16 protein-coding genes and 1 riboswitch are annotated in these 15,729 nt (G+C 57.6%); of the genes, 3 read left to right on the top strand and 13 right to left on the bottom strand.

Annotated features, from left to right (window positions below; all coding sequences use genetic code 11):
• Positions 1-62 precede the first annotated feature (62 nt).
• On the bottom strand, positions 63-1,739 hold the full coding sequence (gene rpsA / locus OS189_RS12095) for a 30S ribosomal protein S1 (RefSeq protein WP_267167565.1): 1,677 nt from the start codon (positions 1,737-1,739) through the stop codon (positions 63-65).
• Positions 1,740-2,100: 361 nt separating this feature from the next.
• On the opposite strand from rpsA, the gene OS189_RS12090 reads away from it, so the two are divergent.
• Positions 2,101-2,352 (top strand): hypothetical protein, encoded by a 252-nt coding sequence (locus tag OS189_RS12090; RefSeq protein WP_267167564.1) that lies wholly within the window; start codon positions 2,101-2,103, stop codon positions 2,350-2,352.
• A 222-nt stretch (positions 2,353-2,574) separates the two neighbouring features.
• Here the strand turns inward: OS189_RS12090 and OS189_RS12085 are convergent, their stop codons facing one another.
• The 4 genes from OS189_RS12085 to trmB form a co-directional block, all read right to left on the bottom strand.
• Positions 2,575-2,868 carry a hypothetical protein gene (locus OS189_RS12085; RefSeq protein WP_267167563.1) on the bottom strand — a complete coding sequence of 98 codons (294 nt, stop codon included), beginning with the start codon at positions 2,866-2,868 and terminating at the stop codon, positions 2,575-2,577.
• Between the two features lie 79 nt (positions 2,869-2,947).
• Entirely contained in the window at positions 2,948-3,568 is a 621-nt protein-coding gene (locus OS189_RS12080) for a (d)CMP kinase (protein WP_267167562.1), read from the bottom strand.
• Positions 3,569-3,589: 21 nt separating this feature from the next.
• A complete protein-coding gene (aroA, locus tag OS189_RS12075; RefSeq protein ID WP_267167561.1) occupies positions 3,590-4,936 on the bottom strand; it encodes a 3-phosphoshikimate 1-carboxyvinyltransferase in 1,347 nt (448 codons plus the stop codon).
• 164 nt (positions 4,937-5,100) lie between these two features.
• Positions 5,101-5,802, bottom strand: coding sequence for a tRNA (guanosine(46)-N7)-methyltransferase TrmB (gene trmB / locus OS189_RS12070; RefSeq protein WP_267167560.1), 702 nt, complete (start codon positions 5,800-5,802; stop codon positions 5,101-5,103).
• A 109-nt stretch (positions 5,803-5,911) separates the two neighbouring features.
• On the opposite strand from trmB, the gene OS189_RS12065 reads away from it, so the two are divergent.
• Positions 5,912-6,742: a response regulator gene (locus tag OS189_RS12065; RefSeq protein ID WP_267167559.1), complete on the top strand. Its 831-nt coding sequence runs from the start codon at positions 5,912-5,914 to the stop codon at positions 6,740-6,742.
• A 19-nt stretch (positions 6,743-6,761) separates the two neighbouring features.
• On the opposite strand, the gene metK is transcribed toward OS189_RS12065, so the two are convergent.
• The 8 genes from metK to miaB form a co-directional block, all read right to left on the bottom strand.
• Positions 6,762-7,943: a methionine adenosyltransferase gene (gene metK / locus OS189_RS12060; protein WP_267167558.1), complete on the bottom strand. Its 1,182-nt coding sequence runs from the start codon at positions 7,941-7,943 to the stop codon at positions 6,762-6,764.
• Between the two features lie 5 nt (positions 7,944-7,948).
• A riboswitch (SAM-SAH riboswitch) is annotated at positions 7,949-7,997 on the bottom strand.
• Between the two features lie 41 nt (positions 7,998-8,038).
• Positions 8,039-9,523 carry an apolipoprotein N-acyltransferase gene (lnt, locus tag OS189_RS12055; protein ID WP_267167557.1) on the bottom strand — a complete coding sequence of 495 codons (1,485 nt, stop codon included), beginning with the start codon at positions 9,521-9,523 and terminating at the stop codon, positions 8,039-8,041.
• Positions 9,523-10,431: a hemolysin family protein gene (locus OS189_RS12050; RefSeq protein WP_267167556.1), complete on the bottom strand. Its 909-nt coding sequence runs from the start codon at positions 10,429-10,431 to the stop codon at positions 9,523-9,525. The genes lnt and OS189_RS12050 overlap by 1 nt, the downstream gene beginning before the upstream one ends.
• 38 nt (positions 10,432-10,469) lie before the next feature.
• Positions 10,470-10,985, bottom strand: a complete 516-nt coding sequence (gene ybeY, locus OS189_RS12045) for an rRNA maturation RNase YbeY (protein ID WP_267167555.1) — start codon at positions 10,983-10,985, stop codon at positions 10,470-10,472.
• A gap of 5 nt (positions 10,986-10,990) precedes the next feature.
• Entirely contained in the window at positions 10,991-12,016 is a 1,026-nt protein-coding gene (locus OS189_RS12040) for a PhoH family protein (RefSeq protein WP_267167554.1), read from the bottom strand.
• Between the two features lie 131 nt (positions 12,017-12,147).
• A complete protein-coding gene (locus tag OS189_RS12035; RefSeq protein WP_267167553.1) occupies positions 12,148-12,468 on the bottom strand; it encodes a hypothetical protein in 321 nt (106 codons plus the stop codon).
• Positions 12,469-12,480: 12 nt separating this feature from the next.
• Positions 12,481-13,071 carry an OmpA family protein gene (locus OS189_RS12030; protein WP_416237476.1) on the bottom strand — a complete coding sequence of 197 codons (591 nt, stop codon included), beginning with the start codon at positions 13,069-13,071 and terminating at the stop codon, positions 12,481-12,483.
• A 243-nt stretch (positions 13,072-13,314) separates the two neighbouring features.
• Entirely contained in the window at positions 13,315-14,643 is a 1,329-nt protein-coding gene (gene miaB / locus OS189_RS12025) for a tRNA (N6-isopentenyl adenosine(37)-C2)-methylthiotransferase MiaB (RefSeq protein WP_267167551.1), read from the bottom strand.
• 136 nt (positions 14,644-14,779) lie between these two features.
• Between miaB and OS189_RS12020 the strand changes: the two genes are divergently transcribed.
• Entirely contained in the window at positions 14,780-15,649 is an 870-nt protein-coding gene (locus tag OS189_RS12020; RefSeq protein WP_267167550.1) for a hypothetical protein, read from the top strand.
• Positions 15,650-15,729: the final 80 nt, after the last annotated feature.

The following is a 15,729-nucleotide window of genomic DNA, read 5'->3' as shown; positions in this document are numbered from 1 at the left end:
CAAATGGCCCCGCGCATTTCTGCACGGGGCCATCAATTTTAACGCAGCCGTGAGGCTGATAATCAGTCGTCGCTGGTTTTCAGCGCCGCACCGAGAATGTCACCAAGCGATGCACCGGAGTCGGAGGAACCGTACTGTTCCACGGCCTCTTTCTCTTCCGCGATTTCACGCGCTTTGATGGACACGCCGAGGCGGTGTGCCTTGGTATCGACGTTGGTAATGCGGACATCAACCTTGTCACCAACCGAGAAACGCTCGGGGCGCTGCTCTGCACGGTCACGTGACAGGTCGGAGCGGCGGATAAAGGCTTTCATGCCCTCGTATTCCACTTCGATGCCACCGTCTTCGATGGAGGTCACTGTCACAGTAACAACAGAACCGCGCTTAACGCCGCCCACTGCTTCTGCAAACTTGTCTCCGCCGACGCCTTTGATGGAGAGCGAAATGCGCTCTTTCTCAACGTCAACTTCGGACACGACGGCCTGAACCATGTCACCCTTCCGGTAGTCCTGAATGGCTTCCTCGCCACGCTGGTCCCATGACAGGTCCGACAGGTGAACCATGCCGTCAATGTCGCCCGGCAGGCCAACAAACAGACCGAATTCGGTGATGTTCTTGACTTCGCCTTCAACTTCGGTGCCCTCGGGGTGTGTTTCAGCGAACACTTCCCATGGGTTGCGCATAGTCTGCTTGAGGCCGAGGGACACGCGGCGCTTGGCACCGTCGATTTCCAGAACCATGACTTCGACTTCCTGAGAGGTCGACACGATCTTGCCGGGGTGTACGTTCTTCTTGGTCCAAGACATTTCGGAGACGTGAACCAGACCTTCAACACCTGGCTCCAGCTCAACAAAGGCGCCGTAATCGGTGATGTTGGTCACGCGGCCTGTGTGTGTGGACTCAAGCGGGTATTTCGCGGCAACCAGATCCCATGGATCTTCTTGCAACTGCTTCATACCAAGCGAGATACGGTGTGTCTCTTTGTTGATCTTGATGACTTGTACCTTGATCGTTTCGCCGATGGCGAGGATCTCGGACGGGTGGTTCACGCGGCGCCATGCCATGTCGGTCACGTGCAGCAGGCCGTCTACGCCGCCAAGGTCTACAAACGCACCGTATTCGGTGATGTTCTTGACCACGCCGTCAACTTCCTGACCTTCGGTCAGGTTGCCGATAACTTCGGCACGCTGTTCGGCACGTGATTCTTCAAGGATCGCACGACGCGACACAACGATGTTGCCACGACGACGGTCCATCTTGAGAACCTGAAACGGCTGCTTCAGACCCATCAGCGGGCCTGCATCGCGTACGGGGCGCACGTCAACCTGAGAGCCTGGCAGGAACGCAACAGCGCCACCAAGATCCACAGTAAAGCCACCTTTGACGCGGCCAAAGATTGCGCCTTCGACGCGCTCTTCTGCTGCGTAGGCTTTCTCCAGACGGTCCCATGCTTCTTCACGGCGCGCCATCTCGCGCGAGATAACAGCCTCGCCGCGTGAGTTCTCTACCTGACGCAGGAACACTTCGACTTCGTCGCCGACAGCAATTTTGGGAGATTCGCCGGGATCAGCAAATTCTTTAAGCTCGACGCGGCCTTCCATTTTGTAGCCTACGTCGATAATGGCCTGGCCCGCTTCAATCGCGATAACCTTGCCTTTGACAACAGAACCCTCTTCGGGCGTGTCCATTTCGAAGCTTTCGTTCAAGAGTGCTTCAAACTCGTCCATCATATTCGCCATGTAGCGTATCGTATCCTTTTGAGTGTGTATTCTGGCCGCGCGGTTGTCTCCGCCGGTCTTTACGTTGATGCCCACCTTTGGTGTGACGATGAATATATGCCGTCGGGTTGGAGGGCTGGCCGAGATAAAGAAAGAGGGCCGGAAGAATCCGACCCTGCCTGAGATATCGCGTCCGGTGCGTGTTTCCGCCCCTTAGACAATCGCGCGTATAGGGGAAATGCCGGCACGGTGCAAGTGCGGTAATGCCCTCACGGCCGGTGTCCGCCGCTGCCTTGTCACTATCACTTCGTGTATGGAATTTTGTGAAAAAAGTCAGATCAGTCCGACAGGATACGGCACAATTGCGCTAACAACCCACGACATGACCAAAATCAGCTTCCAAAATTGGACTAATTTTTCGCAAACAATTATCGAAAACCCAACGTGTTACCCTGCAATTGGTACACAAGCAGTTATAAACTGTAACAGAAAAATGGCCAATATCGGCTATTACTCTGTGAAAAAACGCCCAAGGCACTGCAGTCAGGTCGATGAAATCACAAAAAACGGTACTACCACGGCAAATGTGACCGTTGCCAAAGCTGCACAGTTTGGCAGTTTTGATACCCTTTAAATCGGAACCCCAGAAACGGCAATTTCGGCTCTGTTTTTATGACCAAACTCGCCGGTATCTCTGCTGCGGTGAATCCCGTAATGGATTTGGTCACTTCTGATCGCTGAGTTACCAACGCCCGAACCATCCTGCCCGGCGATAGTGGATGGATGAACACACTCCACAAACGCACTTTTGCAACTTCATAGCACGCATCAAACGCCGTGTCGAAATTCGCCTGCATCATGCGCCGCAAATCTTGCGCACCCAGCCCCTCCGCGCTTGCGATAGGTACCATCGCTCGCATCCCGTCAGCGGCAGCATATCCGCCACATTCATGATCGCAATTCCGTCAATCGTGAATTGAAGGGTAGGCCCCAGCGCGACGACATCCGGATCGAGCGCGCGCACAACGCCGGCCAGCGACTCCAGCGCCACCGCGCCCTGCTCTGTTGAGGCAATAGACGCATTGGGCAGCTGCCGCGCAGGCAAACCCAAAGGCCAGATCAACAATGCGAGAGAAAGAACACGGATCACCACGATAAACTCGTTGTGATCGCAATCATCCTAACAAAGGATCGCCAAAACGTAATTCACCCTTTGGTGGACAACAGTTTCAGCCGCTACCCCGCACAGCATCAACAGCCGCTATCGCAGCGCCAACAGCCTGATCAACCGTCAAATCCGAGGTGTCGATCACCGTTGCGTCAGCTGCAGGGCGAAGCGGCGCCTCCACCCGTTCCATATCACGTGCATCGCGCGCCCGAACATCCGCAAGAACCGCCTCGAAACTGCTGGCGATCCCCCTGCCGGACAACTCCGCAAACCGCCGTTTTGCACGCTCTTCGGCGCTAGCGGTCACAAACAGCTTCACCTGCGCCTGCGGACAGATCACAGTCCCGATGTCACGCCCGTCCAGCACAGCCCCCCCAGCGCGCGCTGCAAAACTGCGCTGGAAATCCAGCAATGCCGCACGCACCTGCGCGATGATGGCAACCTTGCTTGCCGCTTGTGCAACTTCGGGTGTGCGCAGGCTATCATCATCCAGATCATCGGGCACCAGCGTCTGTGCAGCGACAGCTGCATCCATCCCCAGCAATACCTTAGCACCAACAGCGCGGTACAATAGCCCCGTATCAAGATGCGCAAAACCGAAATGTGCGGCCACAGCCTTGGACACCGTCCCCTTGCCTGCTGCCGCCGGTCCGTCAATCGCCACTGTGAATCCGTTGCTCATACACCCTCCAGAGGCCGCGCCTCAACTGCGGCTCAGCTTTGCGCCCAATCCCGCCATCAACGGCTCGAAAATCGGGAACGAGGTCGCAATCGGCCCCCCGTCATCCACCCGTACCGGCGCGTTGGATGCCATGCCGAGTATCAGAAAAGACATCGCAATCCGGTGATCGAGGCGACTTTCGCACAGGCCGCCGCCGGCAACATTCCCGTGCCCCACGCCCTTGACTGCCCACCAATCCTCGCCCTCGTCTACGTCAATTCCGTTGGCGCGCAGGCCCTTTGCCATCGCATCAATCCGGTCACTTTCCTTCACGCGCAACTCGCGCACGCCACGCATTACAGTCTGACCTGTCGCAAATGCCGCAACAACGCTGAGAACCGGATATTCATCAATCATGCTTGCAGCCCGGGCTGGCGGGACATCAATGCCGCGCAAATCGGGCGAGAACCGCGCCCGCAGATCGGCAACAGGTTCCCCCCCCTCAATCCGCTCATTCTCATAAACCAGATCAGCGCCCATTTCGCGCAAGGTTGTAAACAGCCCCGCCCGCGTCGGGTTCAACCCGATCCCCGGCACCAATACATCAGACCCCGGTACAATCAGCGCTGCACACACAGGAAACGCCGCCGAACTCGGATCACGCGGCACTTCAATGTGCTGGGCGCGCAGCTCCGGCTGGCCCGTCAGCGTGATTTCACGCCCCTCATCAGTCTCTCTTACCGATATCTCGGCCCCGAACCCCTCCAGCATCCGCTCGGTATGATCCCGCGTTGCTTCACGTTCAATCACAACGGTCTGGCCAGGTGCGTTCAGTCCGGCAAACAATACTGCCGACTTCACTTGCGCAGAAGGAACAGGAACCACGTACCGAACAGGCACTGGCGCGCGCGCACCAACCAATGTCATCGGCAAACGTCCACCGGTGCGGCCAACAGCCTGACACCCGAACAATGCCAGCGGGTCTGTAACGCGTGCCATCGGCCGGCCGTTCAGGCTCGCATCACCGGTGAACGTAGCAGTAACCGGCTGCGTTGCCATAACCCCCATGATCAACCGGACGCCAGTACCGGAATTACCACAATCAATCACGCCTTCTGGCTCAGCAAATCCGCCCACGCCTACACCACGCAAAGACCACCGCCCACCGCCCTGATCTGTCACGTCAGCCCCGAACGCCCGCATGGCTGCTGCCGTATCGAGCACATCCTGCCCCTCCAGCAATCCCGCGATCGTCGTCTCTCCCACACACAACGCCCCGAGAATGAGCGCGCGATGCGAAATCGACTTGTCCCCTGGAACCTCGGCAGTGCCCCTTAACGGACCACAAGCCACCGACGTCATTGGAATTGGATCACCATGGCCCGACATTTCAGCGCCCCCTCAGTTGTGTTAAATGGTTCTAGCAAGCTGGCAAAACGCCGTCCATGGCGCGTTTATTTCTTTTGGCCGGAAATATCCTGGCGAGTTTGAGGGGCTAGCCCCTCTATCTGCAACCTGATCCAGTTACGGCACGGCAGTTACACTACTCGGCATCAGATGCGCCGGAACGTCAGATAATGCGGCACCCGCCCCTCGCGCAGGGCCTTTTGCTCATAACGGGTGGACAGCCAGTCATCCCATGACTCGCGCCAGTCCGAGGGACGTTCAGCCAACCACTCAAAACCGTAGCGCGGAACTTCCTCCAGCGTCTGGCGTACATAATCCTCGATGTCAGTCGCCACACGAAAAATCGCACCGGGTTTTAGAACGCGGTGCAGCGGCTCCAGATGTTCTTGGGTGACAAAGCGGCGGCGATGGTGGCGTGTTTTCGGCCACGGATCAGGATAAAGCAGAAAGGCCCGCGAAATACTCTGCGCGGGCAGCACGTCAAACATGTCACGCACATCACCGGGATGCACTTTGATATTCTCGACACCTGCGCGGCGGATTTTACCCAACAGCATGGCCACACCGTTGATATACGGCTCACAACCAATGATCCCTGTGTCAGGGTTGTTCGCAGCCTGATGCACCATATGCTCGCCGCCACCAAACCCGACCTCCAGCCAGACGGGTTTGTCACCGAACATTTCCACAGTGTCCAGCATTTCGCGGCGCGGATTGGCTTCCCAATCCACAGCGCCGGGGGACAGCGCGGCAAGGTCCTGATCAAGGTAATCCTTCTGGGACTGCTTGAGATTGTGGCCTTTGAGGCGTCCGTAAAAGTTGCGGCGGGGTCTGACAGGTGTGCTCATGCCCGCGCATGTAGCGGGGTTGGCGCGCCGCTGCAATGCTTATGCAGTTATACATCGTTAAGACATACAGGCCTACAGTGACCATATACTCAAAGCTAGAAGGCACCGTATGCACCATTACAGCCGGATCACCCCCTCCGCACCGCACCAAGCCGCAGTGGTGCCCGAGTTCGCAAGTATACTGGTTGTTGACGACCAGCGATTTGATCGCACTCGCCTCGGCAGACTCTGTAATGCTTTCGGCTTCACAACCCATGTCGTCGAAGCTGATTCACTTGCCGCGATGCGCGACAAGCTGAAGAAAGACCGCTTTGATCTGATCCTGCTCGATTACCATTTGCCCGATGGCACCGGTCTGGACGGGGTTGATGCCATCCGCGCGGACGGGGTGAACAAGGATGCCGCGATTGTCATGATCACGGGCACAGAGCAGACCGACATCGCGGTAAAGGCGCTAAAACTCGGGTTCAGCGATTACCTTACCAAAGACGAACTCTCGCAAGAGACGCTGACCCGCGCCGCAATCACGGCCTTGCAAAAATCCCGACTGGTATCAGGTTTTGCGAGTAAAGGCACACAACACAATTTCGTTCACGACACGCTGCAAAGTTTCTCACGTGAATGCGCCCATGATATCAAGCCGATTGTCACTCGAATGATGCGACAGATGCGTGAACTGCGCGAGATCGACACCCTGCCCCCGCAGGAGGCGCGCCAGCGGGTGGAACGTGTGGAAGGATCGCTGCGCAGATTATGGGCATTTCTGGATGATCTTGACAGGCTCAGCGCATCGCAGACAGACGACGGCCCGACTGTGCCTTCAAGACGCGCAGACCCCAGTGTCAGACGCTCCGGCATCAATATACGCGTTCCGTCAGAGCGGCCGGCGAGGCCAATCGCTAAAAAGCCGCCCTCGATTTTTCGCCGTCGCCCTGACTAGGCAGCGTGACACCCGCACCCTACAGGGCGGATTTCAACGCATCGCACAGATCGGTCCGTTCCCAGCTAAAGCCCCCGTCCGCGTCAGGGGCACGGCCGAAGTGACCGTAAGCCGCTGTTCGCTGGTAAATCGGCCTATTAAGTTGCAAATGGCTGCGGATGCCGCGCGGGGTCAGGTCCATTACCTGTCCGATCGCCTTTTCAATTGCTTCCGGATCGACCTCACCAGTGCCGAAAGTATCGCAATAGATCGACAGCGGCTTGCTGACGCCAATCGCATAGCTCAACTGAATTGTGCATTTTGACGCCAATCCGGCAGCTACGACATTTTTTGCCAGATACCGCGCGGCATAAGCCGCCGAGCGGTCAACTTTTGTCGGATCCTTGCCCGAAAACGCGCCGCCACCGTGTGGCGCTGCACCGCCGTAGGTGTCCACGATTATTTTGCGCCCAGTCAGGCCGGCATCCCCGTCAGGACCGCCAATGACAAAAGTTCCCGTCGGATTGACCCACCATTCGGTGTCCGCCGTAATCCAGCCATCAGGCAGCACTTCGCGAATATAGGGTTCTACGATATCGCGGATATCTGCGCTGGTCTGGCTTTCATGCGCATGCTGGGTACTCAGCACAATCGAAGTCACGCCAACCGGTTTCCCGTCCTCATAACGGATCGACAACTGGGATTTGGCGTCGGGGCGCAGGGTCGGTTCGGTGCCGTCTTTGCGCACCTCCGCCAGACGGCGCAATACGGCGTGCGCATAGTGGATCGGCGCGGGCATTAACTCGGCGGTTTCATCTGTGGCATAGCCAAACATGATCCCTTGATCACCTGCGCCTTCATCCTTGTCGGCGGCCGAGTCCACGCCCTTGGCGATATGGGCGGACTGTTCATGCAGCAGGTTGGTAATCTGCACGGTCTCGTGGTGGAACTTATCCTGTTCGTAGCCGATATCCTTGATACAGGCGCGGGCGATGTCTTCGATGCTGCCCATGTACTCTTTCAGCTTGCTCTGGTCCGAAAGCCCGACTTCGCCACCGATCAGAACACGGTTTGTGGTTGCAAATGTTTCGGCCGCAACCCGCGCCTCCGGCTCTTCGGCAAGAAAGGCGTCCAGTACGGCATCACTGATGCGGTCGCAGACTTTATCAGGGTGGCCCTCGGAAACGGATTCCGAAGTGAAAACATAGGATTTGCGGGACATGTTCGTGCTCCAGTATAATTCAAGCATCACGTCAGGAAGCCGTTGTGATGCGTTCGAACCCGATTAAGCTGCCCCGCCCATCGGGTCAATCGCTATTACGGCTTCCTGCGCTGTCTCGCCACGGTGCGCAGCGCGCCCAGCGCAACAAGAACCGCCATAATCACCGCCCAAGGCAGATCACCTGTACGGCTGTAAAGTGTGGGGGCGTGCGGTTGCGGCAGTGGCGCATCGATAAAATCCGCCTGCCCCAATCCGATCCTGTCCAGAACGCGCCCCCGTGGATCAATCATCGCCGTGATGCCGGTATTTGCAGCGCGCGCCACAGGCAGGCCCTGTTCGATTGCGCGCATACGGGTCTGGGCCAAATGCTGTTGCGGGCCGGCATAGGTGCCAAACCATGCATCGTTTGTGGCGTGGATTATAAATTCGGGCCGTTCGGGCGCGGCGTTTACATCATGGGCAAAAACCGCTTCGTAACAGATCAGCGGCAGCGCGCGGCCCAATGCGCCCAGATCCAGCAGCTGCGCACCAGCGCCACGGCTAAAGCCGGCGCCATGTTGCGGCGCCAAGCCGTAAAACCCGAAGCGCGCGGCAAAATCACCCAGCGGTACATATTCACCGAAGGGCACCAGATGGTGTTTGTCGTATCGCTGAACCACCTGCCCCTGGGCGCCGATCACCGCCAGCGTGTTATAGTGTCGCCCGTCCTCGGTACGCTGTGCCCCGATGATAACAGGGGTTCCGTCCGCTACAGCGCTGATTTCCTCAACAATCACCTGACTGCGGTTCAGGGCCCACGGGATCGCAGTTTCCGGCCAGACAACCAGTGCAGGGCGCTGTGTACCATGCGTCGGAGCCGCACCCGTAAACGATAATTGACGTTCGTAGAAGACGGGGATCATCAGGGGATCCCACTTTTGATGTTGCGGCGCATTGGGCTGCACAAGCCGGATAACATGGCCCGTCAACGCCGCCTGTGGCGCAATTACGGGAACCCACAGCGGCACTGTCAGGCCCAAAGCGATCACAGCCCCACCCGAGCGCCAGCGCAAAACCGAGTGCGCCATCGCAACAGCAATCGCCATCAGCGTGATGTTCACGCCATGCGGCCCCACCAGCGCCAGCGCCTGACCCAAAAGCGTATCAACAGTGCTTTGCGCGGGGGTGGCCCATGGAAAACCGGTAAATATATAGGCGCGCAGCATTTCCACGGCTGGTAAAGTCAGGATCAGCCAATAGGGCCGCGGGCCCAACCGTCGCCCGCCCCAGAATGCAAGCATCCAGAACACCGCACCACCAGCGGCCATAAGAACAACGGCAAAAGGTGCCATCCAGCCATGGCGCGCAGCGTCCACCAGGAAGGGCGAAACGATCCAGTGCAGCGACACCAGAAAGTAACCAAATCCAAAGGCAAAGCCGATACCAGCCGCCTGCCTCGGCGATGGGTTGCGTCGAAACACAAGAAGAAAAATCGCCGCGAAGCCTGCCAGCAACAGCGCAGGTACATCGACCGGCGCTTGCCCCAATGCAGCAACCGCACCCGCAACCACGGGAACCGCGTACCGCTTGAAACGGGGCATCATCCCGCGGGCGCGCCGTTCATCCGCACCCGCAACCGTTTGATCCGGCGGGGGTCGGCGTCCATAATCTCGAATTCGGGGCCGTTGGGATGTACCACAACTTCGCCCCGCGCCGGTACACGGCCCGACAGCATAAACACCAAGCCGCCCAGCGTGTCGATTTCTTCTTCGTCAACATCGTCATGGTCGGTCAGTGAAAGGCCGACTTCCTCTTCGAAATCGGACAGCGGGGTTTTGGCCAGCGCAAGGTACTGGCCCGGCTTTTCCTCGGACCAGTAGACGCCTTCGTCAACATCGTGTTCATCCTCAATCTGGCCGATGACCTGTTCGATCAGGTCTTCAATGGTGACCAGCCCGTCAACGCCGCCATATTCATCGATCACCAGCGCCATATGCCGCCGCTCGGCCTGCATCTTGCTCAGCAGGACACCGATCGTCATGGAAGGGGGCACAAACACCAGCGGCCTGACCATATCGGTTAGATCGAAATTCTTCGGCTTGCCGTTGAAACCGAACTGCAGCGCCAGATCCTTGAGATGCGCAAGCCCGACAGGCGTATCCAGAGTGCCGTCATAGACAGGCAAGCGCGTCATCCCGCTTTCCTTGAACACCGAGACAAGCTCGTCCATGGTGGCGGTCACGCTCACCGCGACGATATCGGCCTTGGGGATCATCACGTCATCGACCCGCATGCGTCGCAGATTGCCCATGCCGGTTGTCCCGCGCTCACCGCTCAGCGCCGTTGGCATCTTGTCCTCTTCGTTTTCCGAAGGGCTAAGCGCGCCTATGACGCGGCTGAAAAAGCCGCTTTTTCCCGTCTCGCCATCACTTTGGTGGCTGTTATCATCAGAGGGTATTTGATCCTGCGCGCTCTGCGCAGCGATAGAAGGTCCGTCAGTATCGCCCATTTAGTCCTGTCTTTGGAAGCAACGCCCACATCAGGCGTCTAAATCGTGTCGTTATGGATATATGGATTATCCAGCCCGAGATTACCAAGAATTTCAACCTCGATCCCCTCCATAAGCGCGGCATCGCCGTCGGTGAGGTGATCGTACCCCAATAAATGCAACACACCATGCACAATCAGGTGCGTCAGATGGTCCTCTACCGGCTTGCCTGATTCGGCGGCTTCGCGGGTGCATGTCTCATGGCCCAGTGCGATATCGCCCAACTCGATCATGCCGTCATAGCCGATTTGGGGAGGCGGTGGTGCCTGCCCCTCGGCAGGTGGGGCAAGCGGCTGGGCGGGCCAGCTGAGCACGTTTGTGGCAGCATCCTTGCCGCGAAATCCGGCGTTCAGGGCCGCGATGCGCACATCATCACAGGCCAGCACCGCGACCTCGCAGACATCAGGGTCCAGCGCCATGTGGCGCAGGGTTGCCACAACAGCCCGCTTCGCCAGTGGCGTCAGCAGCGCTTCGTCCCAGACGGGCGCTTCGATAAGGATATCAAGCGTGTCCACCGGCGTCAGACGTCCCGCCGCGCAGTGCGCCCTGCCTCGGCCTCATAGGCTTCGATGATGGCGGCGACCAGCGGATGGCGCACGACGTCCTTCGAGGTAAAGTAGTTAAAGCTGATCTTGGGAATGGATTTCAGCAGGCGTTCTGCATCTGCCAGCCCCGAGGCCGTGCCGCGCGGCAGGTCGATCTGGGTGCGGTCGCCCGTGATCACCATCCGCGAGCCTTCGCCAAGGCGCGTCAGGAACATCTTCATCTGCATCGCTGTGGCGTTCTGCGCCTCGTCAAGCACAACAAACGCATTCGACAATGTCCGCCCCCGCATGAATGCAAGCGGCGCGATCTCGATCGTCTTTTCCTCGCGCAGTTTGGCAAGCTGCTTACCCGGCAGAAAATCGTTCAGCGCATCGTAAAGCGGCTGCATGTAAGGGTCTACTTTTTCATCTTGCGTGCCGGGCAAAAATCCCAGCTTTTCACCGGCTTCAACCGCCGGGCGGCTGAGGATGATCTTGTCAACTTTTCCCGACAAAAACATGGATACACCAACAGCAACAGCCAGATAGGTCTTGCCCGTACCGGCAGGGCCGATCCCAAACGCCAGTTCGTTGTCAAACAGGGACTGGACGTATGCTTTCTGCGCCTTGGTACGCGGCTCCACCCGCTTTTTGCGGGTCTGGATTTCGATACTGTGTTTCATCGGCATTTCGATCTGGTCCCCCTCCAGCACGCCGGTTCCCGCCGCAGCGTTTCCCATACGCAGAACCATATCCACGTCGGCGGGGGTTACCGTACGCCCCCCCTCCAGACGCGCATACAGCGCATGCAGCGCGTGCGCAGCTGCTTCTGTCGCCAGCGGCTCCCCCAGCAGGGTCAGAAAATTACCACGGCGCACAATCTGGATGTCGAACGCTTTTTCGATGGCGGCCAGGTTCTGATCATACGGGCCACACAGATCAATCAGCAGTCGATTGTCTGGAAAATCCAGCACCGGACCGGGGGGGCCGGTTTCGGGTACAAGCGTTTCGGATGGAGACAAGGGCGGTTCCTTTCAATCGTCAGACTTGTTCAGATAGGGCCGCATGGCCCGCAATGCCAGTAGCGCTACAGAAAAAGGGCCGCAGTACGGAAGTACCACGGCCCGTTTGATATCTTCCCGGTGCAACAAAATCAGATCGGATCGCCGATGATACCTGTTGCGCCCTGTTTGAAGTCACCCACAGTCTGGGTCGGTGGTGCCACACCGGAGCAGACGGGCTTGCCGTATTTGTCCAGACGCGCGGAAAGGTATCCTTCGACGCCATCGTCGATGATCCAGTGGTCACAACCGTTCGGGTCAACCCAGATGCCCGCTTTCAACTGGCTCAGGTGCTTTTTGTCGATACCACGGTCAATGGACTTGTCCGGTCCCTGCTCGGTTATCTGGAAATCTTCACAGGCGGAGACAAGCGCCGCCAAACCAACAAGCGCGGTGATTTTAAAAATGTTCATGTGCTTGTGTCCTTAGCGAATACAAATAATTTCGACGCGGCGGTTCTTTGCCATGCCTGATGATGTGCGGTTGGAAGCAGCGGGCTGGCGTTCGCCGTACCCGCGGACATCGGCAATACGCGCACCGGTTGACTGCGCAACTTTTGCAACAGAATTCGCGCGATTCAGCGACAGGCGCATATTATACCCGTCAGAAGCACGGCTGTCTGTGTGCCCTGTAATGATATAGCTGGTTGCGTTCGTACTTCTGAAGAAATCCCGCAGGCGAGCCTGACCGTGCTTGGAAATGCGCGCACTGTCTGTGGCAAAGAACTGGTCGCTCTGCATAACGCCGCAGACATTACCCCGGCGGCAGACCGGAATACCCTGACGGTTGGTGTGCGGCGACATATAACCTTCTACGCCATCATCCATGACCCAGTGTTCACATCCGTCCGGATCAACCCAGATTGTTGGAATATACTGGCCTTTGTCCTTGCCGCGTTGTGATTTGGTCTGCGCGTCAACTGCGGCGCCCTGTAGTGCCAAAACCGCAACGAGCGCCGCGCCGGCCGTCAGCCGTACCGCTTTGAAAAGTGTGTCTGCCACAGCTTTTTTCCTCATTCTATTCCCCCTGAAGCCCCCAGACAGGCAAATAGCCCGCGACAGTAAACTTCACACGGTTACAGGTTAGGCAAAACTTCCGAGCGAGGAAAGGACTATGTGCCAGATATAGTATCTTAGCCCCCCAAAAAGCCCCAATTCCAGTGGATTATGTTACATCAAGTGCATGACGCAAAGGAATGCAGCCAGAAAATGTGGCTTTTTTGTGTCAGTTGGGCCGTCTCATCCGCGTGGTGTGCAGCCCTATATTTGTTGCGCTGTAAGCGAGTTGGTCATCGCCTTTGTTATCCGCACCGGCACAACATCACCGATCTGCGCGGTTGCGTCCTCGATGTGCACCGCATGCAGATACTCGGATTTGCCCAGCATCTGACCACCCTTGCGCCCTGCCTTTTCAACCAGAACAGACAGATCACGCCCGACCATGCCTTCCTGAATGGCGCGCTGCTGGCGCGTGATAAGCGCCTGAAGGCGCTGCAAACGCTCGTCCGCCTCCGCGGGATCGACCTGCGCGCGTGTCGCCGCTGGCGTTCCCGGACGGGTGGAATATTTAAAGCTGTAGGCGTAGCCGTAGTTCACTTCCTCGACTAAATCCATGGTGGCCTGAAAATCGGCTTCGGTTTCTTCGGGGAAACCCACTATGAAATCACCGGACATCATAATGTCGGGGCGCACCGCGCGAATACGTTCGATCAGGCGCAGATAGCTTTCGGCGGTGTGACTGCGGTTCATCCTTTTGAGGATTTTGTCGCTGCCTGATTGCACAGGAAGATGCAGGTACGGCATAAGCTTATCCGTATCCGCATGGGCTGCGATCAGATCATCGTCCATATCGTTGGGGTGGCTGGTGGTGTAGCGGATACGCTCAAGCCCGTCGACTTTTGCCAGTGCGCGGATCAATTGCGCTAGTGTCATGCCCCCGTGATAAGCGTTTACGTTCTGGCCCAGCAGCGTAACCTCGCGCACACCGCGCTCAACCAGTTCCTGCGCTTCACGCACAACACGTTCCGCAGGGCGCGACACCTCGGCACCCCGGGTGTAGGGCACAACGCAGAACGCGCAGAATTTGTCGCACCCCTCCTGCACTGTCAAAAACGCCGCAGGCGCGCGCTTTGCCTTGCCGCCGCGCCCTTTGAGGTGATTGAACTTGTCTTCTTCGGGGAAGTCCGTGTCCAGCGCGGTATGGCCCGCGCGCACACGCGCCTCCATCTGTGGCAAGCGGTGATAGGATTGCGGACCAACCACCAGATCGACAGCAGGCTGGCGCCGCATGATCTCTTCGCCTTCGGCCTGCGCAACACATCCGGTCACACCGATTTTCAGATCGGGGTTCAGCTCTTTCAGCGGCTTCATGCGGCCCAGTTCCGAATAAACCTTTTCCGCCGCTTTTTCGCGAATGTGGCAAGTATTAAGCAGGATCATATCCGCATCTTCTGCGGTATCGGTCTGCACATACCCTTCAAGGCTTTCTGCCATCCGCTCGCTGTCGTAAACGTTCATCTGACAGCCGTAAGTCTTGATAAACAGCTTTTTGGGCCCGATTGTTTTTGGATCGGTTTTGGTATCTGACATGGGGACCGCCTGCGGATAATCGTGTGGATGGGATAGCGCGCGGACTATCAGCGCGCGCTGCATCTTGCAATGCACGGCGATTTAACCGATTCTATGACAAAACCCAACAACGTCGATGCCGCGCTGAAAGTACCAGATGCACTACACCTCGCTTGACCAGTTTATAACGACACAGCGCGCCGCTCTTTCCAAAGGGCCGATCGCGGTTATTCTGGTCGAAGACGATGTCGAAGTCGACACAACACTGCGCCACCATCTGCAATCAGGTTTTTCCCATGTACTGGCCCTGATGCCCGCGCTGTTTGATCTGCCCCGCGATTTGCAGGAAACGGTCCACCGCATTGATTACAATGTGTCACTAGAAGGCGCCACCGAAGCCGCAATCAACACCATCATCGACGCGGCCCAAGGGCAGTGGATTTATTACTGTTACAATGCAGAATATCTGTTCTATCCATTTTGCGAAACACGCGCTGTCACGGAAATGTTGGCATTTCATGCGGAGGAACGCCGTTCCGCCATGCTTACCTATATCATCGACCTTTATGCCGATGACCTTGATGTTTACCCCGACGCCGTATCACTGGAGCGCGCGCATCTGGACCGCTCTGGCTATTATGCGCTGGCCCGCCATGATCCTGCAAACGACGGACATCCGAAAGAACGCCAGCTTGATTTCTTCGGCGGGCTTCGCTGGCGTTACGAAGAACACGTCCCCCCCGCCCGCCGCAAGATTGACCGCATCGCATTGTTTCGCGCCACCCCAGGATTGCGCCTGCGCGAGGATCACACGTTTTCAGACGAAGAGTACAACACCTACGCCTGCCCGTGGCATCACAACATCACCGCCACTGTCTGCTCTTTCCGCACAGCCAAAGCGCTCAAGCTTAATCCCGGAAGCCGGTACGAGATCAATACCTTCAAGTGGCATAACTCTGCCCCGTTTGAGTGGCATTCCCGTCAACTGCTGGACTTGGGCCTCATGGAACCCGGCCAATGGTTTTGAGCGCAGGTCGCTATGTTTAACGGAAGAGAGAGCTTTTCCTCAAAGGAAAATGTCCCAGCTTTTCTTAAACAGGCACCAGC

It is taken from the genome of Sulfitobacter sp. F26169L, from assembly GCF_026410285.1.
Classification (GTDB): Bacteria; Pseudomonadota; Alphaproteobacteria; order Rhodobacterales; family Rhodobacteraceae; genus Sulfitobacter.
This window is presented reverse-complemented; position numbering and strand designations above follow the sequence as displayed.